24 protein-coding genes are annotated in these 26,366 nt (G+C 63.6%); 8 read left to right on the top strand and 16 right to left on the bottom strand.

Annotated features, from left to right (window positions below; translation table 11 throughout):
• Positions 1-30 precede the first annotated feature (30 nt).
• The 15 genes from V4529_03490 to truA are packed head-to-tail and all read right to left on the bottom strand — an operon-like array spanning position 31 to position 16,971.
• Positions 31-1,020, bottom strand: a complete 990-nt coding sequence (locus V4529_03490) for a lysylphosphatidylglycerol synthase transmembrane domain-containing protein (GenBank protein MES2357387.1) — start codon at positions 1,018-1,020, stop codon at positions 31-33.
• A complete protein-coding gene (locus tag V4529_03485) occupies positions 1,017-1,703 on the bottom strand; it encodes a polysaccharide deacetylase family protein (GenBank protein MES2357386.1) in 687 nt (228 codons plus the stop codon). Before V4529_03485 ends, V4529_03490 begins: the two co-directional genes overlap by 4 nt.
• Positions 1,700-2,863, bottom strand: a complete 1,164-nt coding sequence (locus V4529_03480; GenBank protein MES2357385.1) for a glycosyltransferase family 4 protein — start codon at positions 2,861-2,863, stop codon at positions 1,700-1,702. Before V4529_03480 ends, V4529_03485 begins: the two co-directional genes overlap by 4 nt.
• A 1-nt stretch (position 2,864) precedes the next feature.
• The gene (ppdK, locus tag V4529_03475; GenBank protein ID MES2357384.1) at positions 2,865-5,540 is read right to left on the bottom strand and encodes a pyruvate, phosphate dikinase; all 2,676 of its coding nucleotides are present in this window, start codon (positions 5,538-5,540) and stop codon (positions 2,865-2,867) included.
• Between the two features lies 1 nt (position 5,541).
• On the bottom strand, positions 5,542-6,918 hold the full coding sequence (purF, locus tag V4529_03470) for an amidophosphoribosyltransferase (GenBank protein MES2357383.1): 1,377 nt from the start codon (positions 6,916-6,918) through the stop codon (positions 5,542-5,544).
• Entirely contained in the window at positions 6,919-9,222 is a 2,304-nt protein-coding gene (gene purL, locus V4529_03465; GenBank protein MES2357382.1) for a phosphoribosylformylglycinamidine synthase subunit PurL, read from the bottom strand.
• Between the two features lies 1 nt (position 9,223).
• Positions 9,224-9,916, bottom strand: coding sequence for a phosphoribosylformylglycinamidine synthase subunit PurQ (gene purQ, locus V4529_03460; GenBank protein MES2357381.1), 693 nt, complete (start codon positions 9,914-9,916; stop codon positions 9,224-9,226).
• Positions 9,913-10,185, bottom strand: a complete 273-nt coding sequence (gene purS / locus V4529_03455; protein MES2357380.1) for a phosphoribosylformylglycinamidine synthase subunit PurS — start codon at positions 10,183-10,185, stop codon at positions 9,913-9,915. Before purS ends, purQ begins: the two co-directional genes overlap by 4 nt.
• 7 nt (positions 10,186-10,192) lie before the next feature.
• A complete protein-coding gene (gene pssA, locus V4529_03450) occupies positions 10,193-11,116 on the bottom strand; it encodes a CDP-diacylglycerol--serine O-phosphatidyltransferase (GenBank protein ID MES2357379.1) in 924 nt (307 codons plus the stop codon).
• Between the two features lie 41 nt (positions 11,117-11,157).
• Positions 11,158-11,811, bottom strand: coding sequence for a phosphatidylserine decarboxylase family protein (locus V4529_03445; GenBank protein MES2357378.1), 654 nt, complete (start codon positions 11,809-11,811; stop codon positions 11,158-11,160).
• On the bottom strand, positions 11,808-12,728 hold the full coding sequence (locus V4529_03440; GenBank protein ID MES2357377.1) for a phosphoribosylaminoimidazolesuccinocarboxamide synthase: 921 nt from the start codon (positions 12,726-12,728) through the stop codon (positions 11,808-11,810). Before V4529_03440 ends, V4529_03445 begins: the two co-directional genes overlap by 4 nt.
• The gene (purB, locus tag V4529_03435) at positions 12,725-14,152 is read right to left on the bottom strand and encodes an adenylosuccinate lyase (protein MES2357376.1); all 1,428 of its coding nucleotides are present in this window, start codon (positions 14,150-14,152) and stop codon (positions 12,725-12,727) included. The genes V4529_03440 and purB overlap by 4 nt, the downstream gene beginning before the upstream one ends.
• Complete coding sequence (locus V4529_03430; protein ID MES2357375.1) at positions 14,153-15,544, bottom strand: trypsin-like peptidase domain-containing protein; 1,392 nt, start codon at positions 15,542-15,544, stop codon at positions 14,153-14,155.
• A gap of 3 nt (positions 15,545-15,547) precedes the next feature.
• Entirely contained in the window at positions 15,548-16,210 is a 663-nt protein-coding gene (locus tag V4529_03425) for a transaldolase family protein (protein MES2357374.1), read from the bottom strand.
• A complete protein-coding gene (truA, locus tag V4529_03420) occupies positions 16,207-16,971 on the bottom strand; it encodes a tRNA pseudouridine(38-40) synthase TruA (protein MES2357373.1) in 765 nt (254 codons plus the stop codon). The genes V4529_03425 and truA overlap by 4 nt, the downstream gene beginning before the upstream one ends.
• 136 nt (positions 16,972-17,107) lie before the next feature.
• Between truA and V4529_03415 the strand changes: the two genes are divergently transcribed.
• The gene (locus tag V4529_03415) at positions 17,108-17,971 is read left to right on the top strand and encodes a hypothetical protein (GenBank protein MES2357372.1); all 864 of its coding nucleotides are present in this window, start codon (positions 17,108-17,110) and stop codon (positions 17,969-17,971) included.
• Between the two features lie 13 nt (positions 17,972-17,984).
• On the top strand, positions 17,985-19,028 hold the full coding sequence (gene trpD / locus V4529_03410) for an anthranilate phosphoribosyltransferase (protein ID MES2357371.1): 1,044 nt from the start codon (positions 17,985-17,987) through the stop codon (positions 19,026-19,028).
• Between the two features lie 52 nt (positions 19,029-19,080).
• Here the strand turns inward: trpD and lexA are convergent, their stop codons facing one another.
• A complete protein-coding gene (gene lexA / locus V4529_03405; GenBank protein MES2357370.1) occupies positions 19,081-19,689 on the bottom strand; it encodes a transcriptional repressor LexA in 609 nt (202 codons plus the stop codon).
• 76 nt (positions 19,690-19,765) lie between these two features.
• Here lexA and V4529_03400 point away from each other — a divergent pair, with 76 nt between their 5' ends.
• Genes V4529_03400 through trpA form a run of 6 tightly spaced genes read left to right on the top strand, consistent with a single transcriptional unit; the run spans position 19,766 to position 26,366 of the window.
• Entirely contained in the window at positions 19,766-20,614 is an 849-nt protein-coding gene (locus V4529_03400; GenBank protein MES2357369.1) for an indole-3-glycerol-phosphate synthase, read from the top strand.
• A complete protein-coding gene (locus V4529_03395) occupies positions 20,598-21,236 on the top strand; it encodes a phosphoribosylanthranilate isomerase (GenBank protein MES2357368.1) in 639 nt (212 codons plus the stop codon). The genes V4529_03400 and V4529_03395 overlap by 17 nt, the downstream gene beginning before the upstream one ends.
• Positions 21,237-21,240: 4 nt before the next feature.
• Positions 21,241-22,434 carry a tryptophan synthase subunit beta gene (gene trpB / locus V4529_03390; GenBank protein ID MES2357367.1) on the top strand — a complete coding sequence of 398 codons (1,194 nt, stop codon included), beginning with the start codon at positions 21,241-21,243 and terminating at the stop codon, positions 22,432-22,434.
• Positions 22,434-24,146: a HEAT repeat domain-containing protein gene (locus tag V4529_03385; GenBank protein MES2357366.1), complete on the top strand. Its 1,713-nt coding sequence runs from the start codon at positions 22,434-22,436 to the stop codon at positions 24,144-24,146. The genes trpB and V4529_03385 overlap by 1 nt, the downstream gene beginning before the upstream one ends.
• Positions 24,143-25,594, top strand: coding sequence for an HD domain-containing phosphohydrolase (locus tag V4529_03380; protein MES2357365.1), 1,452 nt, complete (start codon positions 24,143-24,145; stop codon positions 25,592-25,594). Before V4529_03385 ends, V4529_03380 begins: the two co-directional genes overlap by 4 nt.
• Complete coding sequence (trpA, locus tag V4529_03375; GenBank protein ID MES2357364.1) at positions 25,563-26,366, top strand: tryptophan synthase subunit alpha; 804 nt, start codon at positions 25,563-25,565, stop codon at positions 26,364-26,366. Before V4529_03380 ends, trpA begins: the two co-directional genes overlap by 32 nt.

Here is a 26,366-nt window from a genome sequence, read left to right as displayed (position 1 = left end):
CCTACGAACACCAGAAACGCCGGCTGCGGATCATACCGCAGCCGGCGTTTTTGCTTTCCTGCGGAAGATGAACTCCGGCGCGAGCGCGACGCCGATCAACGTGGTCGGAATTATCTGAAGCGCCTGGATCAGGACCGCGACGGCAACCGCGTTGGCTTCGATCGTCCCGAAGGGGGCGGTGGCAAGTGCGTACGCGAACTGGAAGAAACCGACGTTGCCAGGCGTGGCGCGAACGACAAGCGACACGTTCACGGCGAGGAGCGCAGCGAGGCTGCCCTGGACAGGCAGATGTGTGTGCGCTGCGCGTGCAGCATAGGCGAATGTCGCCAACTGCCCCAGCCATGCCAGGATGGTCAACACGAGCAGAGGGATCATCCTCGGGCCCGTTGCCAGCTCGCGCATGCTGCCGCCGAATTCGCGGAGCCACGCCAGCGCCTTGGCCCGCCATCCGCGAGGGATCGCCCGCCGCTCGACGATCTGCTCGGCGTCGGCGTCGGGGGCCGTCCTGGCCAGCCATACGAGCGCGACGGTGATCAGGATCAGCGCGATGACGACGGGCCAACGCAGGACTTCAAACTCTGACGGAAGGGTGAACACTGCGAGACCGACGGCGAGCAGCACTATGAAGCCTATCGGATCGAACAGGCGATCCAGTGCAGCAGTCGCCAGCACTCGGGCCGCCGGCACTCCGCTCGATCGCGTGACAAACACTATGCGTGCGGCATCGCCGCCGTTCGCGACGAGGACGTTGTTGAGACCCGCGCCGGCGAAGGTCGCGCGCATGCACAGCGCCAGCGACGGAGATCCAACGGCGCGAAGCAGAATCCACCATCGCACACCGCGCGCGACGAGGCTGAGGAGGTTCACCGCGAGTGCAGCGAGCAGCAAGGGACGCGACGCGGTTATCATCGCGTGCCATGCCTGGCCCCAGTCGACTTTCCTCGCGAAGAGGATCAGCAGAACGATGATCGCGGCAGACAACGTCAGGCGAACCAACCTGCCGATCCTAGCGCGATTCATCTTGGCAAAGTCGCGAACGTGAAGCCGCGATCGTGCAGCTTGCTGACGATCTGCGGGACCGCGCGAGCGGTCTGCGTGCGGTCACCAACCGGGTCGTATCCATCGCCGTCGTGCAGGAGCAAGATGTGTCCCGGCCGGGCGCCTTCGACCGTTCTGGCCACTATCGCATCCGTGCCGGGCAGATCGGTGTCCCAGACACCGAGCGACCAACCGACTGTTCGCTCGCCGAGCGAGCGGGCTATTGGAGTGACCCACGGGCTGCGGAATCCGTGCGGTGCGCGAAAGAACGCGGGTGTGACCCCGCACGCGGCTTCTATTGCGGCCTTGCCACGCCCGAGGTCGTCGCGCACGTAGCCGATGCCGCGCAGGTGGAGCTTCCGATGGTAGTAGCCGTGGTTGCCGATCTGATGACCTTCCGCGGCGGCGCGGTGCGCGATCTCGGGCCAGCGTTCGACGTGTCGGCCAAGGAAGAAGAAGGTCGCGCTGACTCTGGCCTTGCCGAGTGCATCGAGCACCACCGGTGTCGCGTACGGATTGGGTCCGTCATCGAAGGTAAGCGACACGGTACTGTCTGATGTCGGGAGCTGATGCAGGACGCTGCCGAAGACGGGACTGTTTCTGTAGAATGCCCCGTACGCAGCCGTCCCCGCCGCAGCAACCGCGGCGGCTACGGGTAGGATCATGCCGCCGCTGAACGCCGCGCCAGAACGCTATCGTATTGTTCGAGGACGCGCTCGGTGACACGCGGCCATGCGTACTGCTCCGCTTCGCGGCGGCCAGTCTTCCCGAGCCTGGTGCGCAGTGTCTCGTCGTCGAGCAGCGTGACCATCGCATCGGCGAGTGCGTCGCGGTCCCCGCACGGCACCATCAACGCCTCGCGCCCATCCTTGACGACGTCGCGGAAACCCAGGATGTCGGAACACACAACCGGGGTCTCGCATGCCATCGACTCGAGTAGCGTTATTCCGAATGACGCCTTGGTGGTCGGGCAGGCGTACATCGCGGCGTGGGCGTAGTAGCTCGGGCGTGCCTTCAGCACCGATCCGACGAACGTGATGTCCGGATCGTCGCCCGCTGCGCGGAAGTAATGCTTGCGTAGCGGACCGTCTCCGACGACCACGAGCTGCGCTTCGCGTTGCTTGCCGCGCACGCGCTTGAAGGAATCGATGAGCGTCGTGAGTCCGTTACGGGGATCGAAGCGGCCGAGGAAGAGAATGGCTGGGACGTCGCGACGCAGTCCCGGTGGCAGTGGTGCGTGTGGATTGAAGAGATTGATGTCGATGCCGTTGGGAATGATGGTCCAGTCGGCTTCGAAATAGCGATCGAGGGCGATTGTCGTCGAGTGCGACACGGCTATGGCGACTTCCAGCATGTCGAGCCGGCGCTGAAAATATTTGCGCCCGAGCTGATATCCGACGGATTTATCGAAGTAAGTGTGGAAGGTACCGATAGTGGGGCAGTCGGCCTCCTCGATCGCGAGAATCGGAAGGATCGGGCTGAGAGGCGAGTGTACGTGGACGATATCGTAGCGTCCCTCCTGCAGGACACGGCGCATGTCCTTGCGGAGCGACAGGCCGACCGTGATGCGAGCCTGCGAGCCGTTGGCGTAGATCGGCTGGCTTCGTCCAATCCTGATGACACCGTTTTCCGCGACCGCGCCTGGCAGATTGGACGTTATGATGTCGACGTGGTGGCCAAGTTTTCGAGCTTCACGCGCAAAAAAATGGACATGCTCGCAGATGCCACCCAGGTGCGGGTAGTAATACTCAGTGACCAGCGCGATCCTCAGGGGGCGAGGCGGCGCCAGGTTGAGACTCGGGCCGGCGATTGCCGACGAATACACGCTACTGGCCAGGGGTGGCCTCAAGAGCGGCATGGGCTGCGGCGAGCCTGGCAATAGGAACCCGGTAGGGTGAGCATGAGACGTAGTCAAGGCCGGTGGCATGACAGAATGCTACCGAGCGCGGCTCGCCTCCGTGCTCGCCGCAGATGCCCAATTTAATGCCCGGTCGGGCCTTTCGGCCATCCTCAACCGCGATGCGGATCAGGCGGCCGACTCCGACTGGGTCCAGGGTCTGGAAAGGGTCATCCGGAAAAATGCCACTTTCTACGTAAGAAGGAAGGAACCGTCCGGCGTCGTCGCGGCTGAGTCCGTAGGTCGTCTGGGTCAGGTCGTTGGTCCCGAAGCTGAAGAATTCGGCCCGTTTGGCAATTTCGCCCGCGGTGAGCGCCGCCCTTGGGAGCTCTATCATAGTCCCAATAAGGTACGGAACGGTTTCCCCCATGACACCCAGAACCTGCTCGGCGGCATGTTCGAGGATGGCCCGCTGGTTGTCGAATTCGGTGACCGCGGAGACGAGCGGGACCATGATTTCGGGGTGCACATCGATGCCGCGGCGTTTGGCCTTGACGGCGGCCTCGAAAATCGCCCGGCCCTGCATCTCGGTGATTTCGGGGTATGTGATTCCGAGGCGGCATCCGCGGTGGCCCAGCATGGGATTGGTCTCGCGCAGGTTCTCCACGATCCGCTGCAGGTCGTGGCGGGGGATGTCGAGCGTCCGTGCCAGGAGCTTGCTCTCCTCTCCGCCGTGCGGCAGAAATTCGTGCAACGGAGGATCCAACAGGCGGATGGTGACCGGCAGGCCGTCCATAGCCTCGAAGATCCCCTCGAAGTCGGCGCGTTGCATCGGAAGCAGTTTCGCGAGCGCTCGCCTGCGGCCTGCCTCGTCGCGCGCGACGATCATCTCGCGCATCGCGTTGATGCGCTCGCCCTCGAAGAACATGTGCTCGGTTCGGCAGAGGCCGATCCCTTCCGCGCCAAAGTTGCGGGCGATGCGTGCATCGCGCGGCGTATCGGCGTTCGCACGCACCTTGAGCGTGCGAACCTCGTCGGCCCAGCCGAGCAGCTGTGCGTAGGCCTGGTACAGCGGCGCCGCGCTCTCGCGCATCGTGCCGTTGGTGACCTGCACCACCTCACTCGGAATCGTGGGGAGCGCACCGGAGAACACGCGGCCAGTCGCGCCGTCGAGTGTTATGTAGTCGCCCTCGTTGACGGTCTGGTTCCCGACGGTGAAGCGACGATGTTCGAGATCGACGTGAATGTCGCGACAGCCAACGACGGCGCACTTGCCCATTCCGCGGGCCACTACGGCTGCGTGGCTGGTCATCCCACCGCGCGCCGTGAGCACCGCGCGGGCAGCAACGATTCCGTGGAAATCCTCGGGCGTTGTTTCCTCGCGTACGAGAATCACGGCAGTACCATCAGCCGCACGCGCCTCGGCGATGTCCGGATCGAATACCGCTATGCCGCTGGAGGCGCCGGGACTCGCCGGGAGGCCGACGCACAGTGTCTTTGCACGCGCGGCGGGATCGATGATCGGATGCAGCAGCTGATCCAGTTGTCCAGCGGGCACGCGGCGTACCGCGTCGTTTTGCGTGATCAGTCCTTCCTCGACCATGTCGCGCGCAATGCGAACGGCTGCTGCTGCGGTTCGTTTTCCCGTGCGTGTCTGCAGCAGGTACAACTGGCCCCGCTCGACAGTGAACTCGATGTCCTGCATGTCGCAGAAGTGACGCTCGAGTCGTGCCTGCGTATCCATGAGCTGCTCGAACGCCGCGGGCAGGCGAGTGGCCATCTGATCGATGGCGATCGGAGTGCGGATGCCTGCGACGACGTCCTCACCCTGCGCGTTGACGAGAAACTCGCCGTAGAACGTGTGCTCGCCGGTGGAGGGGTCACGCGTGAACGCGACGCCCGTTCCGGAATCGTCGCCCAGATTGCCGAACACCATCGCGACAATATTGACCGCGGTGCCGAGTGTCTCCGGAATCGCGTGCACCCGGCGGTAGTCGCGCGCCTTCTTGAGCGTCCATGAGCGCCACACTGCTTCGATCGCGCCCCACAGCTGCTCGGTGGGATCTGTCGGAAATGGTGTCCCGGTCTGGTTGCGGACTATCGCCTTGAACTCTTCGGTGAGATTACGCAGCGCGTCCTCACTCAGCTCCGCGTCGCTTTCGACTCCCGCGGTCATGCGCTTGGCAGTGAGCAGGTGCTCGAACGCGCTGGACGGCACGCCGAGAACGACATCGGCGTACATCTGGATGAATCTGCGATACGAATCGTACGCAAAGCGTGCACTGCCGCTCGCTCGCGCGAGTACGACAACGGTTCGATCGTTGAGACCGAGATTCAGGATGGTCTCCATCATGCCCGGCATCGAGACCGCGGCGCCGGAACGTACGGAGACCAGCAACGGGTCGTGCGCGTCTCCGAACTTCTTTCCCGATGTTGCTTCGAGGCGCGCTACGTTCGCTGCGACTTCCGCCCGCAGCTCAGGCGGACAGGCGCCGTTTTCCAGATAGGAGATGCACTCGGTCGCCGCGATCGTGAAGCCGGGTGGTACGGGAACGCCGAGGTTGGTCATCTCGGCGAGATTGGCCCCCTTGCCGCCGAGCGTGCGCTTCATGTCTTTCGTACCTTCGGCCGCTCCTCCGCCGAAGAAGAAGACTTTCTGCGTCACGTCAGCAGCCGCAACCAAACCGGAGCTTGTCCGGATCGGTCGGGGGTAGTGTCGGATAGTCGCCAGAGAAACACGCGTGACAGAACCCTTCCGGCCCGTCTGGAACGGCGTTGAGCATCCCGTCGAGCGAGAGGTAGCCAAGCGAGTCGACACCGATGTGTTTCGCTATCTCGTCGACCGTGAAGTTCGCAGCGATAAGATCCTCGCGGTTGGGCGTATCGATGCCGTAGTAGCAGGGTCCGGTCACGGGTGGCGAGCTGACACGCATATGGACTTCGACCGCACCCGCCGCGCGCACCATCGCCACGAGCCCACGTGTGGTGGTTCCGCGCACGATCGAATCGTCGACCATGACGACGCGCTTTCCCTCCAGCACTTCTCGTACCGCGTTGTATTTCACCTTCACCTTCGCGTCGCGGCCGGCCTGCTCAGGCTGAATGAAGGTTCTCCCGACGTAGTGATTGCGGATGAGCGCAAGCTCGTACGGCAGGTGCGACTCCTCGGCGAAACCCAGCGCCGCGGAATTGGACGAGTCCGGGACGGCGAAAACGAGATCCGCATTCGGCGCCGGAACCTCGCGCGCGAGCTGACGTCCGAGCGCACGACGGGCCCGATCTACGGAGCCGCCGAACACGCGACTGTCAGGTCGTGCGAAGTAGACATACTCGAAGACGCATCGAGTGGACGCCTTGCGCTCGAACGGGAAGATCGAGCGTATCCCGCTTGCGTCGACTGCAATGATCTCGCCGGGCGCGACTTCGCGAATCGCAGTCGCGTTCACGATGTCGAGCGCGCACGATTCGGATGCGAAAACGATCGCGCCGTTCACTTCGCCCATCACGAGAGGTCGCCAGCCGCGCGGGTCACGTGCCGCGAGCAGCGTCTCGCCGATTATCGCGACGAGCGAGTACGCTCCCTCGACCGGTGCGAGCGCAGCGGCCAGCCGTACTTCGGGCGCACCGTCCGGGGCCTTGGCGATGCGATGCACGATCACTTCGGAATCGATCGTCGATGAAAAGATCGATCCCTCATTTTCAAGATCGCTGCGCAGCTCGGTCGCGTTGATAAGGTTGCCGTTGTGTCCGATCGCGATATGGCCGTCGCGCGAGCGCGCGAGTATCGGCTGCGCGTTCTCGATAGTCGAGCTGCCAGCGGTGCTGTAACGGGTATGGCCGATCGCGAGCCGCCCATCCAGCGGCACCTGCCGCGTACTTGCTTCGGAGATGAGCCCCATCGCACGCGTCGCGCGGGCGACTCCTTCGGGGCTGACCGATACCATTCCCCAGGACTCCTGACCACGGTGCTGTAGTGAATACAGCCCGAGCTGAGTCAGCGATGCCGCGCGGTCATCACCGAAAATGCCAAATACACCACACATCTAGACCTTCACTCCTTCAGTTTCTTCGATTGCGGCACTCTGGGGCGCCGCGTCCATGATGCGCGGGATAGCCTCATGATACGCCGCGGCTGCCTGCTCGGTTCCAATTTTCAACACTCTGCCACCTGTCCGGATCGTAAAACCTTCAGCCAGGTCGGTAACCGTTCCGATCGCCCGAGCCGGTACGCCATTACGTGCCGCTATCTCCAGCACGCGGTCCGCCTCGCCCGACGAAATGACCACGCGGCCCTGTGCTTCGCCGAACAGCACGGCGCGGAGTGGGAGCGAATCCCAAGCGCCGAGATCGATGTCCGCGCCGAACATCCTTTCAGGGTTCGCCATGATGCATTCGGCGACAGCAATCGCCAGACCACCATCGCTGCAATCGTGCGCTGAAGCGACCACTCCGGCCCTGATCGCTTCCAGCAGCGTGGCGATGAGGCTGCGTTCGTGATCCAGATTGCAGGCCGGCGGAGCTCCGCCGATCGCGCCATGGATCGTCGCCAGGTACTCGCTGCCGCCAATCTCGTCGGTGCAATCACCAAGAAGAACTATCGCATCTCCCGCATTGCGAAACGTCGATCGGGTGATGTGTTCGAGCGAATCGATGACGCCGAGCATTCCGATGACCGGCGTTGGATGCACGCTGCCGGTCGGACTCTCGTTATAGAACGAGACATTTCCACCTGTGACTGGTGTGTCCAACGCGATGCAGGCCTCGCGAATTCCCGCAACGGCTTCCTTGAACTGGAAGAATATCTCAGGGCGTGTCGGGTTTCCAAAATTGAGACAGTTGGTGATCGCGAGCGGACGCGCGCCGGTGCATGCGACGTTGCGAGCCGATTCGACGACAGCGATGCGGCCGCCAACTCTTGGATCGAGCGTGACGTACCGGCCGTTGCAATCTGTCTTGAGCGCAATGGCGCGATCGGTGCCACGGACTCGCAGAACTGCTGCGTCCCCGCCAGGCCCAATGACAGTATTGGTTCGCACCGTCGAGTCGTATTGCTGATACGCCCACCGCTTGCTCGCGATTGTGGGAGCGGCGAGAAGCTGCAGCAATGTCCACGTCGGGTCGGCCTCCGCGGCCAGTTCCTTCGTCGCCGCGACGTCGATGCTGCGTCTCGCGATCGCCTCGCGTCCCTCCTCGGCCGGAACGTCGTAGCGCGGACACTCTGTAACGAGTGCGGAGCCGGGAAATTCCGCGACTACGCGATCTCCCTCGGTCACGCGGTAAACGGGCTCCTGAATGACCTTGCCTATCACTTCAGCGGTGAGATCCCACTTGAAGAGAATCTCCCGAACCTGCTGCTCGTGACCTTCGAGTGCCACTACCAGCATGCGCTCCTGCGACTCGCTGAGCAGTATCTCGTAAGGCGTCATTCCTGCTTCACGAACGGGGACGCGGCTCGTATCGATCGTGACTCCAACGTCGCCGCGCGCCGCCATCTCGGCGGACGACGAAGTCAAACCGGCGGCACCCATGTCCTGAATCGCGACGATGTGTCCGCTGCGGATCAGCTCGAGACTTGCTTCGAGCAGAAGCTTCTCGGTGAATGGATCGCCAACCTGAACTCGTGGACGTTTCGCCTCGCTCGCCTCGGAAAGATCTTCGGACGCGAACGACGCTCCGTGAATCCCATCTCGCCCGGTCCGCGCGCCGACACAGAGAATGGGATTTCCGACTCCCTCGGCTTTCGCACGGATGAGCTCATCCTCGCGCAACATCCCGACGCACATCGCGTTGACCAGCGGGTTGCCATCGTATGCAGAGTCGAAAACAATCTCACCCGCTACGGTTGGTACGCCGACGGAATTTCCGTAGTCGCCAATTCCCTTGACGACGCCGGCGAACAGATAACGGTTGCGCGCGCTATCGAGTGAGCCGAATCGCAGCGAGTTGAGCATCGCGATCGGGCGCGCGCCCATCGTGAATACGTCACGAAGGATTCCACCCACACCGGTTGCGGCGCCCTGATAGGGCTCGATTGCGGACGGATGGTTGTGCGACTCGATCTTGAACGCGATTGCGACGCCATCACCGATTGCGACGACGCCTGCGTTCTCGCCAGGGCCCTGGATGACGGCAGCACCTTCGGTAGGCAGCGTACGCAGAGTGTTACGCGAGTGCTTGTAGGAGCAGTGCTCGTTCCATAGCGCGCTCACGATTCCGAGCTCCGTGAACGTCGGCGTTCGGCCAAGCATGTTGCAGATGCGGTCGAACTCCGACTCTGTCAGACCGTGCTCTCTGACAAGCGCGGGGGTGATTTCCGGATCGCCGGGGCGGGGAAGAACTTCGCTCATGTCAGGCTGGTACTCCATCGAGCAGCGAGTGAAACACGCCGAGGCCGTCGGTCGAACCGATCACCGGATCCACCGCTCGCTCGGGGTGGGGCATCATACCGAGAACATTGCCCGCTGCGTTGATGATTCCCGCGATTCCGTTCACCGAGCCGTTGATGTTGTCCTCATCACCGATGTCGCCGCCCGCGGAAGAATACCGGAATGCGACGCGCCCTTCGCCTTCCAATCTCGCAACTACGTCGGGATCAGCCGTGTAGCGACCATCTCCATGTGCCACCGGCACCGACAGTATCTGGCCCTTGTAATATTCATGCGTGAACATGCTCGAGTCGTTCTCCACGCGCATCGTGACGAGGCGTGAGACGAACCGAAGCGATGCGTTCCGCAGAAGTGCTCCAGGAAGCAACCCGGCCTCGCATGCGACCTGAAAGCCGTTGCAGATTGCGAGAACCGGTGCGCCGCGCTTCGCATGCGCGACGACTTCATTCATGATCGGACTGAAGCGGGCGATTGCTCCGGGCCGCAGGTAATCGCCGTAGCTGAAGCCACCCGGAAGGACGATCACGTCGCAGCCTTTGAGGTCGTGGTCCTTGTGCCAGAGATACACGCATTCCTGACCGATCGCGTCCGCCGCTGCATGGCACGCGTCGTAGTCGCCGTTCGATCCGGGGAATGTGACGACGCCGAACTTCACGACTGACCGCCCTGTTGCAGTGTCGGCTCTTCCAGCACGAAGTCTTCGATCACCGGATTCGCGAGCAACTTCTCGCACATGCTGCGAACCGCGCTCGTGGCATCGGCGGCGCTCGCCGCGTTGACGTCGACCGTGATGAAGCGTCCGACTCGTATATCGGCAATCGTATTGAAACCGAGGCTGCGGAGCGCGCCCGCAACCGCTGCGCCTTGCGGATCGAGAATTCCGGGACGCGGGATGATCTGAACGGGAACGCGGTATAACTGCACAGCTACCTCAAGTTTCGGGTGAAGGGGGAGCTTCGTCCGGATTGTCATTCCCGGGCCGATCGCGCCTGGGACGACGGCGACGACGACGGCGTCTGGTGACGTTGGTCGTTTCCGACGGCGAATAGGCGAGTGCGGCATTCGCTGGGCGCTCGAGGGGCTCGAGCTCCGTCTCGTCTTCCTCGTCGTTCTCGAGATCCGCGTCGTGGCTGCTGAAAGTTGGACGTCCGAGCAAGCCGAGCAGCACGGATCTTCCAAGACCATACAGCACGTAGGCCAGGCACGCGGGGAAGAAGAATTGCTTGGGTACGAAGAACACGCCGATGATCGTGCCCAGCACGACGATCGTGCCGAGTATCTCGCGCAGAGACCTGAAGCCGACGGTTGGGACGGCGGGATACGATGCGTCGCTCACCATGAGCGCGCCGAGGCCCGCCATCACAAACCTGAGCATCACGTGCCACTGAAGGTTCGCGATGTTTGTATCGTTGTAGAGCGACGTCTGGCTGAACCAGTAGTACGTGGCCAGAGTCAATCCAGCCGCCGGACTCGGCAGGCCGTGAAAGTAGCGTTTTGCGCGGCCAGCCTGCTCGACGTTGAAGCGTGCAAGGCGCAATGCGGCGCACGCTATGAAGGCGAACGAAAATACCCAGTCCCATCCCTCGCGATTGAGAACCGCGAAGTACATGATCATCGCAGGCGCGACACCGAACGAAACGATGTCGACCAGCGAGTCGAGCTCGGATCCGAGTGGCGATCCGGTGTTGGTCGCGCGAGCGACGCGGCCGTCGAAAACGTCGAAGATGCCGGCGAGAACGACGTACAGACCGGCGCGCGACGGATCTCCACGTGCGGCTGCGACGATCGCGAATATGCCGAAGAAGAGATTCGCGATCGTGAGACCGCTGGGCAGCAGAATCACGGCGCGGCGCATTGGGCGACGCCGATGATGATGGGTCCCAGCGACGCGCGCACTCACCGTTTGAGCTCCGCAAGAACAGTCGTACCCGCTGTCGTCATGTCACCCAGCTTCGCGTTGACTGTCGCGTCGGTGGGGATGAAGACATCGACGCGCGATCCGAATCGAATGATGCCGAATCGTTCGCCCTGATGGGCCTCGTCTCCGACCTTGCTGTACGTGACTATGCGACGCGCGATCAGTCCGGCAATCTGACGCGTGAGAATCCGAGTTCCCGCCGGTGTCGTAACTCCGACCGACATCTGCTCGTTCTCCAGACTCGACTTCTCGGCGGCCGCATTCAGAAACTTGCCCTTGTTGTAATGCACGAAATCCACGCGTCCATCTACCGGATAGCGGTTCACATGCACGTTGAAGATGTTCATGAAGATCGAAATTCGGGTCGCCTTGCCGTGCACGAACAGCGGCTCGTCGACATTGGTGATCATCAATATCTTGCCGTCAGCCGGCGCGACGATCAGATCTGCGCCGCGTGGACCCGTTCGCTCGGGATCGCGGAAGAAGTAGGCGCACCAGAGGGCGACGACTGTAATGAGAATCGCGAGCAGCCATACGGGCCACGACCGGTAGTGCAGCGCCGCAATGAACGCAATGATCACGGCGGCGACACCGATTCCGATGAATGGCCAACCTTCGCGCGCGAAGCTCAAGTTGCGTTACCGATCGAAAGCGATGATCCGGTGAGGCGTCTGTACGCCTCGAGATACCGGTTGCTCATTGCCGTGATCACGTCCGGCGGAATGTTCGGACCGGGCGCGTCGCCGTTCCATTTGCCTTCATTGCGCAGCCGTTGCAGGTAATCACGCAGCGGCTGTTTATCGAAGCTCGGCGGCGTCGTACCGGCGCGATAGGAATCGCGCGCCCAGAAACGCGAGCTGTCGGGAGTCATGACTTCGTCCACCAATATAACCTCCCCATCGCGTTCTCCGAACTCGAACTTGGTGTCCGCGAGAATCAAGCCGGCCCGTTCCGCCACGCCGGATCCAAAGCGGAAAAGCTCCAGCGAGAGTTCTTCGAGCCGGCCGGCGACCGCGCCGAGCCGATTGCTCATTTCGGCGCGCGATATGTTTTCGTCGTGTCCCGACTCGGCCTTGGTCGCCGGTGTGAAGCGCGGCTCCGGCAACGCCTGGCTCTCCACCATTCCGGCGGGTAACGCTTCACCCGCAAGTCTTCCGGTCGCGAGGTAGTCCTTCCATCCGCTGCCCGACAGATATGCGCGGACGACGCACTCGACCGGAAATACGTTCGCGCGGCGCGAGAGCATCGCACGTCCCTGCAACATGTCGCGGTGCGCGCGGAGCGCCGGCACGAGCGAGACTATCTCCGATGCGTCGGCCGTGATCATGTGGTGGGGGACGTTGCGGATCTGGCTGAGCCACCACGCCGTGAGCTGGGTCAGCACTGCACCCTTGTGCGGCACTGGTTGGTCCAGCACGACGTCGAATGCGCTCACGCGATCCGTTGCGACGAGCAGCAGGCGGTCTGCATCGATCTCATAGACGTCGCGGACCTTTCCATGCCTGAGGACGGGAAAGGGAAGCGACGTTGTGCTGATTGGCGTCGTCATACCCTGAGCGCCTCGGTTGAAAGGGTGTCGGCCGAGTCGTTCAGCAGTGGATCAACGACCTCGCGCAGGAACTCGGTAACCTGTTCGCTCGAGCGGCCGACGAAGTTACGTGCGTCAAGCACGCTCCGGAGATCGTCGATGGGGACGGCGTAATCGGGATCGGCAGCGAGTCTGTCCAGCATGTCGTTGCGACTCGCGCCGTCCTTCACGGCAGTCGCCGCGGCGACGCTGTGTTTCCGGATCACCTCGTGTGCTTCCTGGCGATCGCCACCCGCCTCCACGGCGCGCACGATCAGCTCCTCGGTCGCCATGAATGGCAGTTCATCCGCGACGCGGCGCGCAATGCGGGCGGGATGAACCTCGAGTCCGGACGCGATGTTTCGCATGATCAACATTATCGCATCGGTCGCAAGAAACATTTCCGGGATCACGAGTCGTCGGTTGGCACTGTCGTCGAGCGTACGCTCGAAGTACTGCACCGAATGGGTCTCGTTTGCATTCGGCTCGAGCGACAACACGAACCGCGCGAGCGAATTGATCCGCTCGGAGCGCATCGGGTTTCGCTTGTATGCCATCGCCGACGATCCGATCTGCTCCTTCTCGAACGGTTCCTCCACCTCACCGAACGACTGCAGCAGGCGCATGTCGCTGGCAAATTTCGCCGCACTCGCTGCAACGCCGGCCACCGCGCCAAGCACCGCGGCGTCGAGCTTTCGCGTGTACGTCTGACCGCTGACGGGAATCGAGGAGGAGAAGCCCATTCTGGATGTGACGAGCCGGTCCAGCTCGCGCACTTTCGCGTGGTCGCCATTGAAGAGCCGCAGGAACGACGCCTGAGTGCCGGTAGTTCCCTTGACGCCGCGCAGCGGTAGCGAGTCGATCCGATACTGCATGTCTCGGATGTCGAGTACGAGATCCTGGATCCACAGAGTCGCCCGCTTTCCGACAGTCGTAAGCTGCGCCGGCTGAATGTGGGTGTAACCGAGAGTCGGCTCGTCCTTCCACTTCTCTGCGAACGCAGCCAGTGCGCGTACGACGTCCACTGCACGGCTGCGAAGCATCGCCAGTGCGCGCCGCATCAATATCAGGTCCGCGTTGTCGGTGACGAAAGCGCTGGTCGCACCCAGATGTATGAAGCGCCGCGCACCCGGCGCCGCGTCGGCGAAGGTGTGCACGTGCGCCATCACGTCATGTCTGAAGCGTTGCTCGTACTTCGCCGCGGCGTCGAAATCGATGTTGGCAGCGGCGGCGCGCATCTCGGCGATCGCCGATTGGGGGATGTCGATGCCAAGCTCCATCTCCGATTCCGCGAGTGCGATCCACAGTTGACGCCAGAGCAGATGGCGCTCCTGGGCCGACCACAGCTCCAGCATGGCGCGCGACGCGTATCGCGCGGACAGCGGTGACGAATATGTATCGTGCATCTACTGCGTCACGAACTCGGTCGAGTAGAACTGGCCCTGCCGTTCGACATACATCACTACCACACCTCTCCCGCTGTTGAGCGCCGCCGCGGCATCTTCGGCGCTTGTGATCCGCGTTGTGTTCACCTGAACTATCACGTCACCCTGCGCGAGCCCGATCTGCGCCGAGACGCGCGGGCTCACGTTCTGTACGTAGGCGCCGGACTGACTTCTGATGTTGCGCTCCGAGCGAATCGCGGGTGTGAGCGTCGTCAGCTCGATCTCGTGCAGCACCGTTACTCGCGGCGCGTTCACCTCGGGTAGATCCGCAATGCGCACGTTCACGGTCTTGTCCGACCCGCTTCGCTGCAACGTGATCGGAATCGTCTCGCCGACTCTCAGCTCCAGCAACTCCGCTTCCCAGTCGTATGCGTTCCGTATCTGTCGGGCGTCGACGCGTACTATCACGTCTCCGCTGCGGATTCCAGCCGATGCCGCAGGTGATCCGGGGGTCACCGCTGCGACCGTGACGCCACGTTGAGGGCGCTGGCCCAGCGTGCGGCTCTCGCTTACTGCCGGCTTGACGCCGATCCATGGACGGCGAACCGAGCCGTGCGTGAGCAGGTCGTCTGCGACGCGTGCTGCGCGGTTGATCGGAATGGCAAAGCCGAGTCCGACTGAGCCGCCACTGGGAGAGTAGATCGAGCTGTTCACGCCGATGACCTCGCCCGCGGCGTCCACCAGCGGACCGCCCGAATTGCCGGGATTGATCGCCGCGTCCGTCTGGATCATATCGACGTACGCACCATTTCCCGCGTCTGGTGGCGGAGCCACGAGATTGCGCCCGACGCCACTGACGACTCCCACAGTAACACTTGGCTCCGTATTGGCGAGCACGAAACCGTACGGGTTGCCGATGGCGATCGCCCACTCGCCGACGATCAGTGACGATGAGTTGCCAAGTGGTGCGACAGGAAGGTTGGAGGCGTCGACCTTGAGCACGGCGAGATCGTTCACGTCATCCACGCCGACGAGCTTGGCGACATACGTCGTTCCGTCGCGCAGCGCTACCGAGATTCGTGTTGCTCCGCGGACGACGTGCGCGTTGGTGAGTATCACGCCGTCCTTGCGCAATATGAAGCCCGAGCCAAGACCCGCTACGGGGCGCTCGGCGGAGTTTCCGCCGAAGAACTGCTCCATGATGTCCGCCGGAACGTGCTCCACTGCTTCCGTCTGTACAGTCACAACGCTCGGTGCGACGCGCGCGACCGCAGCCGTGATCGCCGTGCGCCGGGACGCATCGACCTGCGCGTTGGCAGAGGGTTGCGCGACGGTAATCTGTTGCGCCTTGGATGATCCGCCCTTGCATGCGATCGCCGCTGCGATGATCGCGACCACAGCTATCCGCTTCATTGCCTACAGGCTCCTCGGCTTGTGACGTCTGGAGAGCGCGCTCAGGTATCGGTCGACGCCGCGGTCCGTGAGCGAATGCACAAGCAACGAGCCGAACAACTCCGGCGTGACATATGCGACGTCGGCGCCGGCGAGCAGATAGCTCGTGAAAGCGATGGAGCTCTGCGGCGCCGTCACTGCGACGTCGCACTCGAGTCTGCACTTGTCGATCACCGCGCGTATCTGCGCAACCATCTCCGCACTCGGACGCCCCTGGGCGTCGATCTCGCGTACGTCGGTTGCGACCATCGATGCGCCGAGCTTGGCCGCGATGAACGCCTGCGCGCCGGAATACACCTGCGTGGCGCAGATCCGCACGCCGTCTTCAACCAGCTTTCGAATCGGCGACACGGCGTCTTCGACGAACGGAATCTGCACGATCGCATGCTCCGATACTCGCGCGATGTCACGCGCTTCCCGGTAGATGTCCGCGCCACTTATCGCGCTGACTGGCACGCAAACCGGAACGCCGAAATCGACGGTGATTTCAGCGAGTCTGTCCAGCAGGGTCGCCGATGGATCCTCGGTCGCGAGGTCCACCGGCGAAAGAACTACGCCGTCGAGCAGACCTGCCGAAGCAAACTCCCTGATCTCTGCGACCGATGCGCTCTGAACGAAGATCTTCATACGCCCTCAAGATAGAAGTGCGCCGGATAGGTCACCCGGTCGAGAAACAGACCGTGCGACGGGGCCGGCGGGGAGACGGCGAGGTTGTTCGGTGCGGCAAGCAACTCGAGGAAGGATTCGGGTTTCCTGCGTCCCGCCGCGACGTCTATCATCGTGCCGACCAGGAAGCGCACCATATGGTGCAAGAATCGGTTCGCCTCGATGGTGAAATCGAGCCGCCCACCGCGTCGCGCCCACCCGGCGTAGGTCACGGTGCAGCGGTGCTGATCGGTTTCCGGGGCCGTGCCGCGAACCGCGAAGCCGTAGAACTGATGCTCGCCCAGGAGTGATTCGGCTGCGGTCGACAGCGCCGATTCATCGTGCAATTGCCATGGGACGCGCCATTCGTACCTGCGCCTGAATGGTGAGGCGGACTCGTCGTCCGTCCCCAGCTGATACGTATATCGTCGCGAAATGGCGCTGTAGCGGGCGTGGAATTGATCGGTAACGTTGTGCGCCTGTGCGATCCAGACGTCGTGTGGGAGCAGCGAGTTGAGCGCTCGGCGAAGTTTGGAGGCGTTCCACGTCTCCGGCACTCGCACGTGCGCAGCCTGTCCTCGCGCGTGAACCCCTGCGTCTGTCCGTCCAGCTCCGATCAACGTTACCCGGCGTTCGAACAGTCGTTCGAGTACGCCTTCGACAGCACCCTGAACCGTCGCCGTTGCCGGCTGGCGCTGCCATCCGGCGAACCGTGACCCGTCATACTGCAGTACGAGTTGCACGGTCCGCTCCCGCATGGGCCGGAAGTTATCCGGTCGACCGATGATGTCAAGCAATTCGCCGCGCAGGAAATCTGTGCGCCGATGCAACGCAAAGCATTGACAAGTCACGATTTAGGACGCAAACTCGCAGCATCGGATGTCCGTGAAATCTCTTCCCGCGCTCGCGGCTGATCTTGCTCTGGCCCCGGACGCCTCTGCAGCGCTCCGATTGGTCCACGAAGAGCTTTCCGGTGGCGACAGGCGCACCGGCTTCGTGCTGCTCACGGTCGATCCGCGGCGCAACGCGCTGGTCAACGAACAACTGGTGGCTGACAGTGCGCCCGACGGTGCACTTCCGCCCTACGCACTCCTCGCGCTCGATCATCTGCCGCCAACGGTGCAGTACGCGGTGCTGGCGGGCCAGCGGTTCGCGGACGTCGGAGACCAGGGGTCGCAATACGCACGCCTGCTTGGCGTCGATGCCGGGGTGGGCGACTTCAGACTCCTGCTCAAGGGCGTCGTCTTCGAGGGCGCGCTTGCAGCCGCGCTGGCGCTGTACGATTCGAGTCGCCGGTCTTCGTCCAAGCTCCTCGAGCGTGCGGCGCCGCTGGCGACGTTGTTCGAGCTGGCGTACGCCCGGTTTTACGAACGTGACGCGCGTTTCGAAGCAGTGTCCGCGTTGCACGACGTGACGACGCGGATGCGCGCCGAGCATGCAAGTTCGGTAGCTGGCCTGGAGCGCGAGGTCGAGCGGCTCCGCGCAGCACAGCGCGCGGGGACGAGCGACGTCATACACAAGTTGCGCGACGCGGTCGGTGCCGCCGAGCGGCGCGCCATCGCTGCCGAGCAACGACTGGTTGCAGTGGAAGGGCAGGTGGTGAACGCCGTGGATCGCCTGGAGCGGACGCACGTGCAGCTGCACCATCAGGACGCGACGCTGCGCGCGCAGACTGATCTCATCCGCCAGCTCGAAGCTCGACTGGCCGAGCTGGACAAGGTAGCGGAGACTGCCCGCTCCTGAGTAGCTATACGTCATGACGACGACACCCGCTCCTGCACCGCTTCAGGCGGCGATAGCCGCGCTTGCGCACGACCGCCCGCTCACGCAGGACGCGATCACGGCCGCGTTCGACGTCGTCATGCGCGGCGACGCATCGCAGGTACAGATCGCGGCATTGCTGACCGGTTTGCGCGTGCGCGGTGAAAGCGCCGACGTCGTTGCGGGTGCGGCGAGCGCACTGCGGCGCGCGATGGTTCGGCTGGATCTCCCGCAGCACGACGGTATCGTCGATACGTGCGGAACCGGAGGCGGAACGGTCGGGACTTTCAACATCTCCACGGCGGCCGCCCTCGTTGCTGCCGGCGCAGGCGTGCGCATAGCGAAACACGGCAACCGATCCTTCACTTCCAAATCCGGTAGCGCAGACGTTCTCGAAGCGCTGGGCGTCAACATCGACGTCGATGCGGATGCAATGCGGCGCGCGTACGACAGTGCGGGCATCGTGTTCATGTTCGCGCCCCGCATGCATCCCGCCATGCGACACGTTGGTCCCGTGCGCGGCGAGCTTGGAATTCCAACCGTGATGAACATCATCGGGCCGCTGGCGAATCCGGCATCGGTCGGCCGGCAGGTGATCGGCGTGGCGGATGCGGCGCGCGTGACCGTGATCGCCGACGCGCTTGCGGCGCTCGGAACGGTTCATTCGCTCGTTGTGCATGGTGCGCCCGGAATGGACGAGATCTCGCCGCTCGGACCGACGCGAATTCTGGAGATCCGTGGGGCTGTGATCACCGAGTGGGAGTGCGATCCGGAATCGATCGGCGCCGACGTGGCGCGGCCGTCGGAGCTGATTGGAGGAACGCCCGCGGAGAACGCCGAGCTGATACGAAGCTGCCTCGCCGGCACGGCGCCCGCCGGTGCGATCGCCGCGGTCGTCGCGAACGCGGGAGCGGCGGTGTACGTCGCCGGGATGGTCGATTCGTTGGCGGCGGGTGTCAAAAGAGCGAGGGCCGCAATCGCGGATGGTTCTGCGACAGCGGCCCTCGAACGACTGCGAAAAGCGTTACCGCGCGTGTAGGCGCGGAATGACGGCCCTGTCGTAACGCTCTCACAATCGATCGGACACTACACTAGCAGCGCCGCATCACCCCAACGACTATTCCCTGGATCGCGACGTCGTTCTCGTGAACGTAGATCGGGTCCATCGTATCGTTGCGAGGTTGCAGCCGGATGCGGCCGTCGCGCTCGCGATAGAATCGCTTGACCGTCGCCGACTGGCCATCGATGAGGGCGATGACCGTCTCACCGTTGTCGCATGAGGCGCGCTCGTTGACCACCACGAAGTCGCCATCGCATATGTGGTCCTCGATCATCGAGTTTCCTCGGACGCGGAGCACATAGTGATTGCCGCCGCGATGCACGAAATCTTCCGGCACCGCGATCGTCTCGTGCGTCTGAATAGCCTCGATCGGCATACCGGCGGCGACGGTTCCCATGAGGGGAACCTGAACGGCGCGTGGATACTGATCGGACGGAAGGATCTCGATACCGCGGCTCTCGTTATAGCGCCGCTTGATGTAAGACTTGCGCTCGAGATTGCTCAGGTGCTCGTGGACCGTTGCCAGCGAGCTGTACTCGAATCGCGCCGCGATCTCCTCGAAGCTCGGCGCATAGCCGTTATCTTCGGTGTACTCAGCGAGATAACTGAGAATTTCCCGTTGGCGCTTGGTCAGCGACATCGCCAGATTCCTAGAGGGTGGGTCTGCATGCACGGCTGACCCCGAACAGCCGCCGAACCAGTACGTTATCCGAAGAATGCCCGAAACGCAAGCTTTTTCCGCACCGCGGCGTAGCTGGACCCCTCCCTCTGGCACGCTCGGCGAGCTGGTGCAGGCGTCCTTTAGCCGCGCTCTCGCTCTCCTCGCCCACGAGGAGGAGCTGCTCGCTGCCGCTCGATCGGCGCCACCAGCGCCTTCCTTCCGTGAGGCGCTGCTCCGCCCGACGGTAGGGATTATCGCCGAGGTCAAGCGGCGCTCGCCATCCAAGGGCTCGATAAACCCGAACCTCGACGCGCTCTCCCGTGCCAGCTGCTATGCCGAGGCGGGCGCGGCTGCGGTTTCCGTCCTGACGGAGCCGGAACGGTTCGGCGGCTCCATAAGGGATCTGCGGGAGGTCGCGCGCGGCGTCCCGATTCCCGTTCTCCGGAAGGACTTCATCGTGGCACCCGTTCAGCTCCACGAGGCGCGTGCGAATGGGGCTTCGGCCGCGCTGCTCATCGCGCGCGCCCTGTCGATGCCGGCGCTACCCGAGCTGATTGAAGCCGGAACGGAGATCGGTCTCGACTTGCTGGTGGAGGTGCGCGATGCGGTCGAGCTGAAGCGTGCCCTCGACGCCGGGGCCACGATCATCGGCGTGAACAATCGGAACCTCGAAACGCTCGTAATCGACCCGGGTACCGTCGAACGAATTCTGCCGCTCATTCCTCGCCATGTCGTGGCGATCGCCGAGAGCGGAATGACGTCGCGGGACGACGTCCAACGCGCGGCCGGGGCAGGCGCGGACGCGGTGCTGATCGGCTCCGCGGTGTCGGCTGCCGAGGACGCGGGCGCGTTGGTGGGGTTGCTCACTGATGTCGCCGTGGAGCGCGATGCACGTTCGAATTAAGTTCTGCGGGCTGACGCGCGCGGGTGACGTCGAGGCGGCTGTCGCGCTCGGGTGTGATTATGTCGGCGTGATCTTCGCAGGCGGCCCGCGTAATCGCACCCTTGGTGAAGCTGCGTCGATTCTCCGCCATTCCGGCTCGGCGCGTCGCGTCGGCGTGTTCGGCGCGCCGCACGCGACCGAACTGAACCACTATGTCACTTCGGTTCCGCTGTCGGTCGCGCAACTTCACGGCGACTCGTCGCCCAAAGCAGTGATGGCGGCGCGCGCGATTGGTGTTACCGAGGTCTGGTCCGTCCTGCCGGTTGTCGACGGCGCCCTCCGGGGAGACGCCCACGAGCTGTTTCAGTGTGCCGACGCAGTCGTCCTCGATACGAAGGGCGCGAATGGGCTGGGCGGTACCGGACGATCGTTCGACTGGGCGGCGGCTGCCGCTGCGCTCGCCTCGGTGCCACGACAGGCGAGACTCGTGATCGCCGGCGGTCTGACGCCGGATAACGTGGCCCAGGCGATCGCCCATCTCAAGCCGGACGTAGTTGACGTGTCATCGGGCGTCGAGTCGGCGCCGGGCGCCAAGGATCCCATATTGATGAGCCGTTTCGTGGAAGCGGTTCGGAGTGCATGACTTTTTGACTACTATCACTCCCGACAGTGTCGGGCGATTCGGTGCCTTTGGCGGACGATACGTTCCCGAGACACTGATACCAGCGCTGGATGAGCTGGAGCGAGCATTCGACGAGGCGATGGCGGACCCGGCGTTTGTCACCACTTTCACCGATCTGCTGCGCGACTACGTTGGCCGCCCATCCCCGCTGAGCGACGCGCCGCGGTTCAGCGAGCGCGTGGGCGTGCCGGTCTATCTGAAGCGCGAGGATCTGAACCACACTGGCGCGCACAAGATCAACAACGCAATCGGTCAGGCGTTGCTTGCGATGCGGATGGGCAAGCGGCGCATCATCGCGGAGACGGGCGCTGGACAACATGGTGTCGCGACTGCAACCGCGTGCGCGCGATTCGGTCTCGAGTGCATCGTGTACATGGGCGAGACGGACATGGAGCGGCAGGAGCTGAACGTCTTTCGCATGCGACTGATGGGTGCGACGGTCGTGCCGGTTCATTCGGGAACTCGCACGCTCAAGGACGCGACGAGCGAGGCGATTCGTGATTGGGTGACGAACGTCGACACGACGCACTACATCATCGGCTCCGTCGTCGGCCCGGCGCCGTATCCGCGCATGGTGCGTGACCTTCAGAGTGTCATAGGGCGTGAGGCGCGCGAGCAGATGCTGGCACGCGTCGGAAGATTGCCATCTGCTGTCGTGGCGTGCGTCGGCGGCGGATCGAACGCGATGGGAGTGTTCAGCGGATTCGTGGCTGACCGCGGTGTGCGTCTCATCGGTGTCGAGGCCGCGGGCGAGGGTCTCGATACCGAGCGCCATTCCGCGTCGCTGTCGCGTGGCCGGCCGGGCGTGCTTCACGGTGCGCTGAGTTATCTGCTGCAGGACGCGAGCGGCCAGGTTCATCCGGCACATTCGATCTCGGCGGGTCTGGATTATCCGGGAGTCGGGCCAGAGCATTCGTTTCTGCACGACAGCAAGCGCGCGGAGTACGTCGCCGTTACCGATGCGGAAGCGCTGGAAGCGTTCAGCGTGCTGAGCCGTCTGGAAGGTGTGATGCCGGCACTCGAAACGTCGCACGCAGTGGCGTGGTTGCTTGGCACCGCGGGCACATGGGCATCCGACGATGCCGTGCTGCTCTGCGTGAGCGGACGCGGTGACAAGGACGTGGCTCAGGTTCGCGCAATGCTGGCCAACAAGCGCTGATGTCCCTCTCTCCGACACCGCCGGTTGGCGTCCAGCTCGGCGCTTCGCGCGCCGGCGTGGATCCATTGGTCTCGGAGACGCTCAAGACGCTCGCGCGCGCTGTGCGCTCGTTTCAGTTGTATCTGCCCAACAACCCGATGCACGTGCGCGCCATAGACTCGGCGCGCGCGGCGTTCGTTGCGCTGTGGGCGAAGATGGACAGCATCGAGTTCGGCGTGACTGAGACGGAGTTCACGCACGAGGACGTGCCGGTGTTCGCCGAGAGCGATCGCGGCGGTGAGAGCCTTCCATGGCTCTTCTACAAGGACGGCATACGCTCCTTCGAGATCCGCAAGGGATTCGAGATGAAGGAGCTTCCGCTCTTTCTAGGTGCCCTCAAGGCCGTGCGCGCGCAGGCCGGCGGCGACGAAGATCTCGTCACCTTGTTCTGGGAATGCGACTTCGAGTGCATGTCGTACACGTACGAGGAGGCGGGCGGCGACGGCTACTCCGCGCCGGGCGCCGAATTGCTGCGTGGAGGCGCGCCCGCCGGCGTGGTCGACGCACCGGCCGAGAACGAAAAGGACGCGGGAACGTACGGGCCCGGGTCCTCGCAGTTTGCACGGATCTCCGATTTCGACTCGACGCTGTATTTCCTGGAAGAGCAGGAGATAACGTACCTGCACCAGTCGATTCGCGATGAATTCGCAGGTGATCTTCGCCCGTCGGTCGCCGCGGCGCTGCTCGACACGTTCGAAACGCAGGCCGATCCGACGGTGCGCGAGGAGATCTGCGGAATCCTCGAGAATTTCATGCTCGTGCTCCTGTCGGGACTGCAATTTCGCACCGCTGCGTTTCTCATTCGCGAATGCGCCGCGGCGACGGCTCGGGCGGAGGGTGTACTGCCGTCGCACAAACAGCGGCTGGCTGATCTGGTGGATCGAATCAGCGACCCTGCGACGCTCAATCAACTGCTCGACGCGCTGGAAGACACTCAGCTCAAGCCTCCGCAACAGGATCTGGTGTCGCTGTTCACGCAGCTCAAGCCAAGCGCGCTGACGCCGCTGGTGTCGCATCTGGTGCGCTCGCGCAACAGCGAGCTGCGTGCGATTCTCGAGGAAGCGGTCACCCGTCTCGCGAGTTCGAATACTCTCGATCTGATGGCGCTGATTGGATCGGACGACGAAGCCGTGTCGCTCGAGGCAATGCGTCGCGCGGGTGACATAAGATCGCCGGCGGCGGTCGCACCACTGGCGCGAGTGCTCGACGCAGCATCCGAAACCAGTCGCGCTGCTGCGGTCGCGGCGCTCGCGCAGATCGGATCTCCCGGCGCCATGCAGGTCCTGGAACGCGGGCTGGACGACAGCGATCGCGACATTCGGCTGTTCGTGGTCAAGGCATGTGCCGAACGTCAGTACCGGCCCGTGCTCGCACGGTTGGAGCGCGCCATCAAGGATCGTCTCACGCGCGACGGATCGTCGAACGAGAAGAACGCATTCTTCGAAGCATACGCCACACTCGGCGGAGACGGATCCGTGCCTCTGCTCGAAAGCATCCTCGTTCCGCGCGGACTGCTTGCGCGAAAGGAGGATCCGATGACGCGCGCGAGCGCGGCGATGGCGCTCGGCAAGCTGGGCACGGAGCGCGCACTGGAGGCGGTGAGCAAGGCGCTGGGCGACAAGGAGATCGTCGTGCGGAGTGCAGCCACGCGCGCGATGCGAGGCAGCGCGTGAGTCAGACGGCGGTGGACGAGGGCGAGCGGGAAGAGACCGCGAATACGCGGCGCGCCGGCCGCGCGCTCATCGTAGCGACTCACGCTGCAACGCGCGCGATGAAACTGTACCCTCCGGAGCATCAGGCGGTGCAGAAAGCGCTGAGCGAGCTAGCTACCGCGGCGTCGGAATGCAGAAGCGTGGATTCGGAGCTCGAGCTGCGCGTGCACGGCGAGTTCATCTTCGTGAACGGCACGCGACTGCGGCTGGATCTCAGCAACTACGCCAGCTTCGGGCGCGTGCTGGAGCTGTTTCGCTCGGCTGGTGTCGGGTCGCTGCGTGTGCTGCGCGAGGCAACCCCACGCGAATGGTTCTCGCTGGTCACGTTGCTGGAGACGGTCGGCAGCACGGGCGAGGGCGATGCGGACGAGCTCGTGCGCCGCTTGCGCGCTGCGGGAGTCGATGCATTCGAGGCCGCCGCTCACGCCGATGAGGAGGAAGAGATCGAGGAGCGGGAGGTCGCGAAGGCCGCGGCGCGGCGAACCTATGCGCAGTCCGTCGCGCTCACCAAGGACGTGATCAACTCGGTCCGCATGGGCCGCGTACCTAGTGCGCGAAAGATCAAGCGAGCGGTGCAGACCATCGTGGACGAGGTGCTGACGGAAGAGGCGTCGCTGATCGGGCTGACGACTCTGCGTGAGTACGACGAGTACACGTACACGCACTCCGTCAACGTCTGCATCTTCGCCGTTGCGCTCGGGAAGCGAATTGGAATGAGCAAGCTGCAGCTCTACGAGCTTGGCGTCGCAGCGCTGATGCACGACATAGGCAAGTCGCGCGTTCCGACCGATCTGCTTCAGAAATCCACCGCTCTGGACGAGGACGACTGGCGGCGCATCACGGCGCACCCGTGGCTCGGAATGCTCACTCTGTTCCAGCTGCGGGGGCAGCAGGAGCTTCCGTATCGTGCGATGGTGAGCGCGCACGAGCATCACATGCGGCGCGATCTGACCGGCTATCCGCGGGTGATTCGTCCGCGATCCATCGCGATGACGAGCCGGATCGTGGCGGTGGCGGACGCGTATGACGCCGCAACGAGCCGGCGATCGTACCAGACCAAGCCGTATCCGCCGTCGGCCGTACTGCAGGAGATGCGCGACAATCCACGCCGCGGACTCGATCCGGTTGTAGTGAAGGCGTTCATCACGCTGCTCGGGATCTATCCGTCAGGAACGCTCGTCGTACTCGACACGTTCGAGCTCGCTGTCGTGCTTGCCGCGAATCCGAATCCGGAGATGTTGTCGAGGCCGCGTGTGGTAGTGGTGAGCGACGGACGCGGGAATCTTCTGCAGCCACCGATCGAGACAGACCTTGCGGCGACCGGACCCGATGGTCAGTTTGCGCGCACCATCATCAAGACTGCGGATCCGGACAGGTATGGCATCAGGGTTAGCGATTACGTCATCTAACAGAATCGACGAGCGGTTCGCTCTTCTGCGGGAGCAGGGCAGAAAGGCGCTCGTGTGCTATGCGACGGCTGGGCATCCCGATCGCGCGCGCTCGATCGCTCTGCTGCGCGGGCTGGAAGACGCCGGCGCCGACGTAGTCGAAGTCGGTGTGCCGTTCTCCGATCCGCTCGCCGACGGTCCGGTCATCCAGGCAAGCTCGCAGATCGCGCTCGACGCTGGCACGACATTCAGCGACGTGCTCGAAATCGTCGCCGAAGCGGCTCTTGGCGTTCCGGTGGTGCTGTTCGGATATCTCAATCCATTTCTCGCCGCTGGCGAGGGGGCACTGGACCGCATGGTGAGCGCGCGATGCGACGGATTGTTGATTACCGACCTTCCCGTAGGCGCAGATCCACCACTCGAGGCTCGCTTCACAGCCAGTCCGCTTGCGTTCATCCGACTCGTCGCGCCAACCACCCCGGTCGATCGAATGAAGCTCATTGCGCAGAACGGCAGTGGATTCGTGTATCTCATCAGTCGCCTCGGTGTCACAGGTATGCAGCAGCAGATTGCGCCGGAACTGGGCTCGACGGTCGCGCGTCTGCGTTCGGTGACCACGCTGCCTATCTGCGTCGGCTTCGGCGTCACGGACGCACGTCAGGCTGCTGCAGTCGCGGCCGTCGCCGACGGCGTTGTCGTGGGCAGCGCGATCGTCCGGGCGGCGGGAACGAGCGTAGATGCGGCGATCGCACTCACGCGGTCTCTGCGTGCCGGAATCGACAACGCAGGTTGA

Source organism: Gemmatimonadota bacterium (assembly GCA_040388625.1).
In the GTDB taxonomy this organism is placed as follows: domain Bacteria; phylum Gemmatimonadota; class Gemmatimonadetes; order Gemmatimonadales; family Gemmatimonadaceae; genus Fen-1247.
Note: the sequence above shows the minus strand (reverse complement) of the source record. Positions and strands in the feature narration are given on the sequence as shown.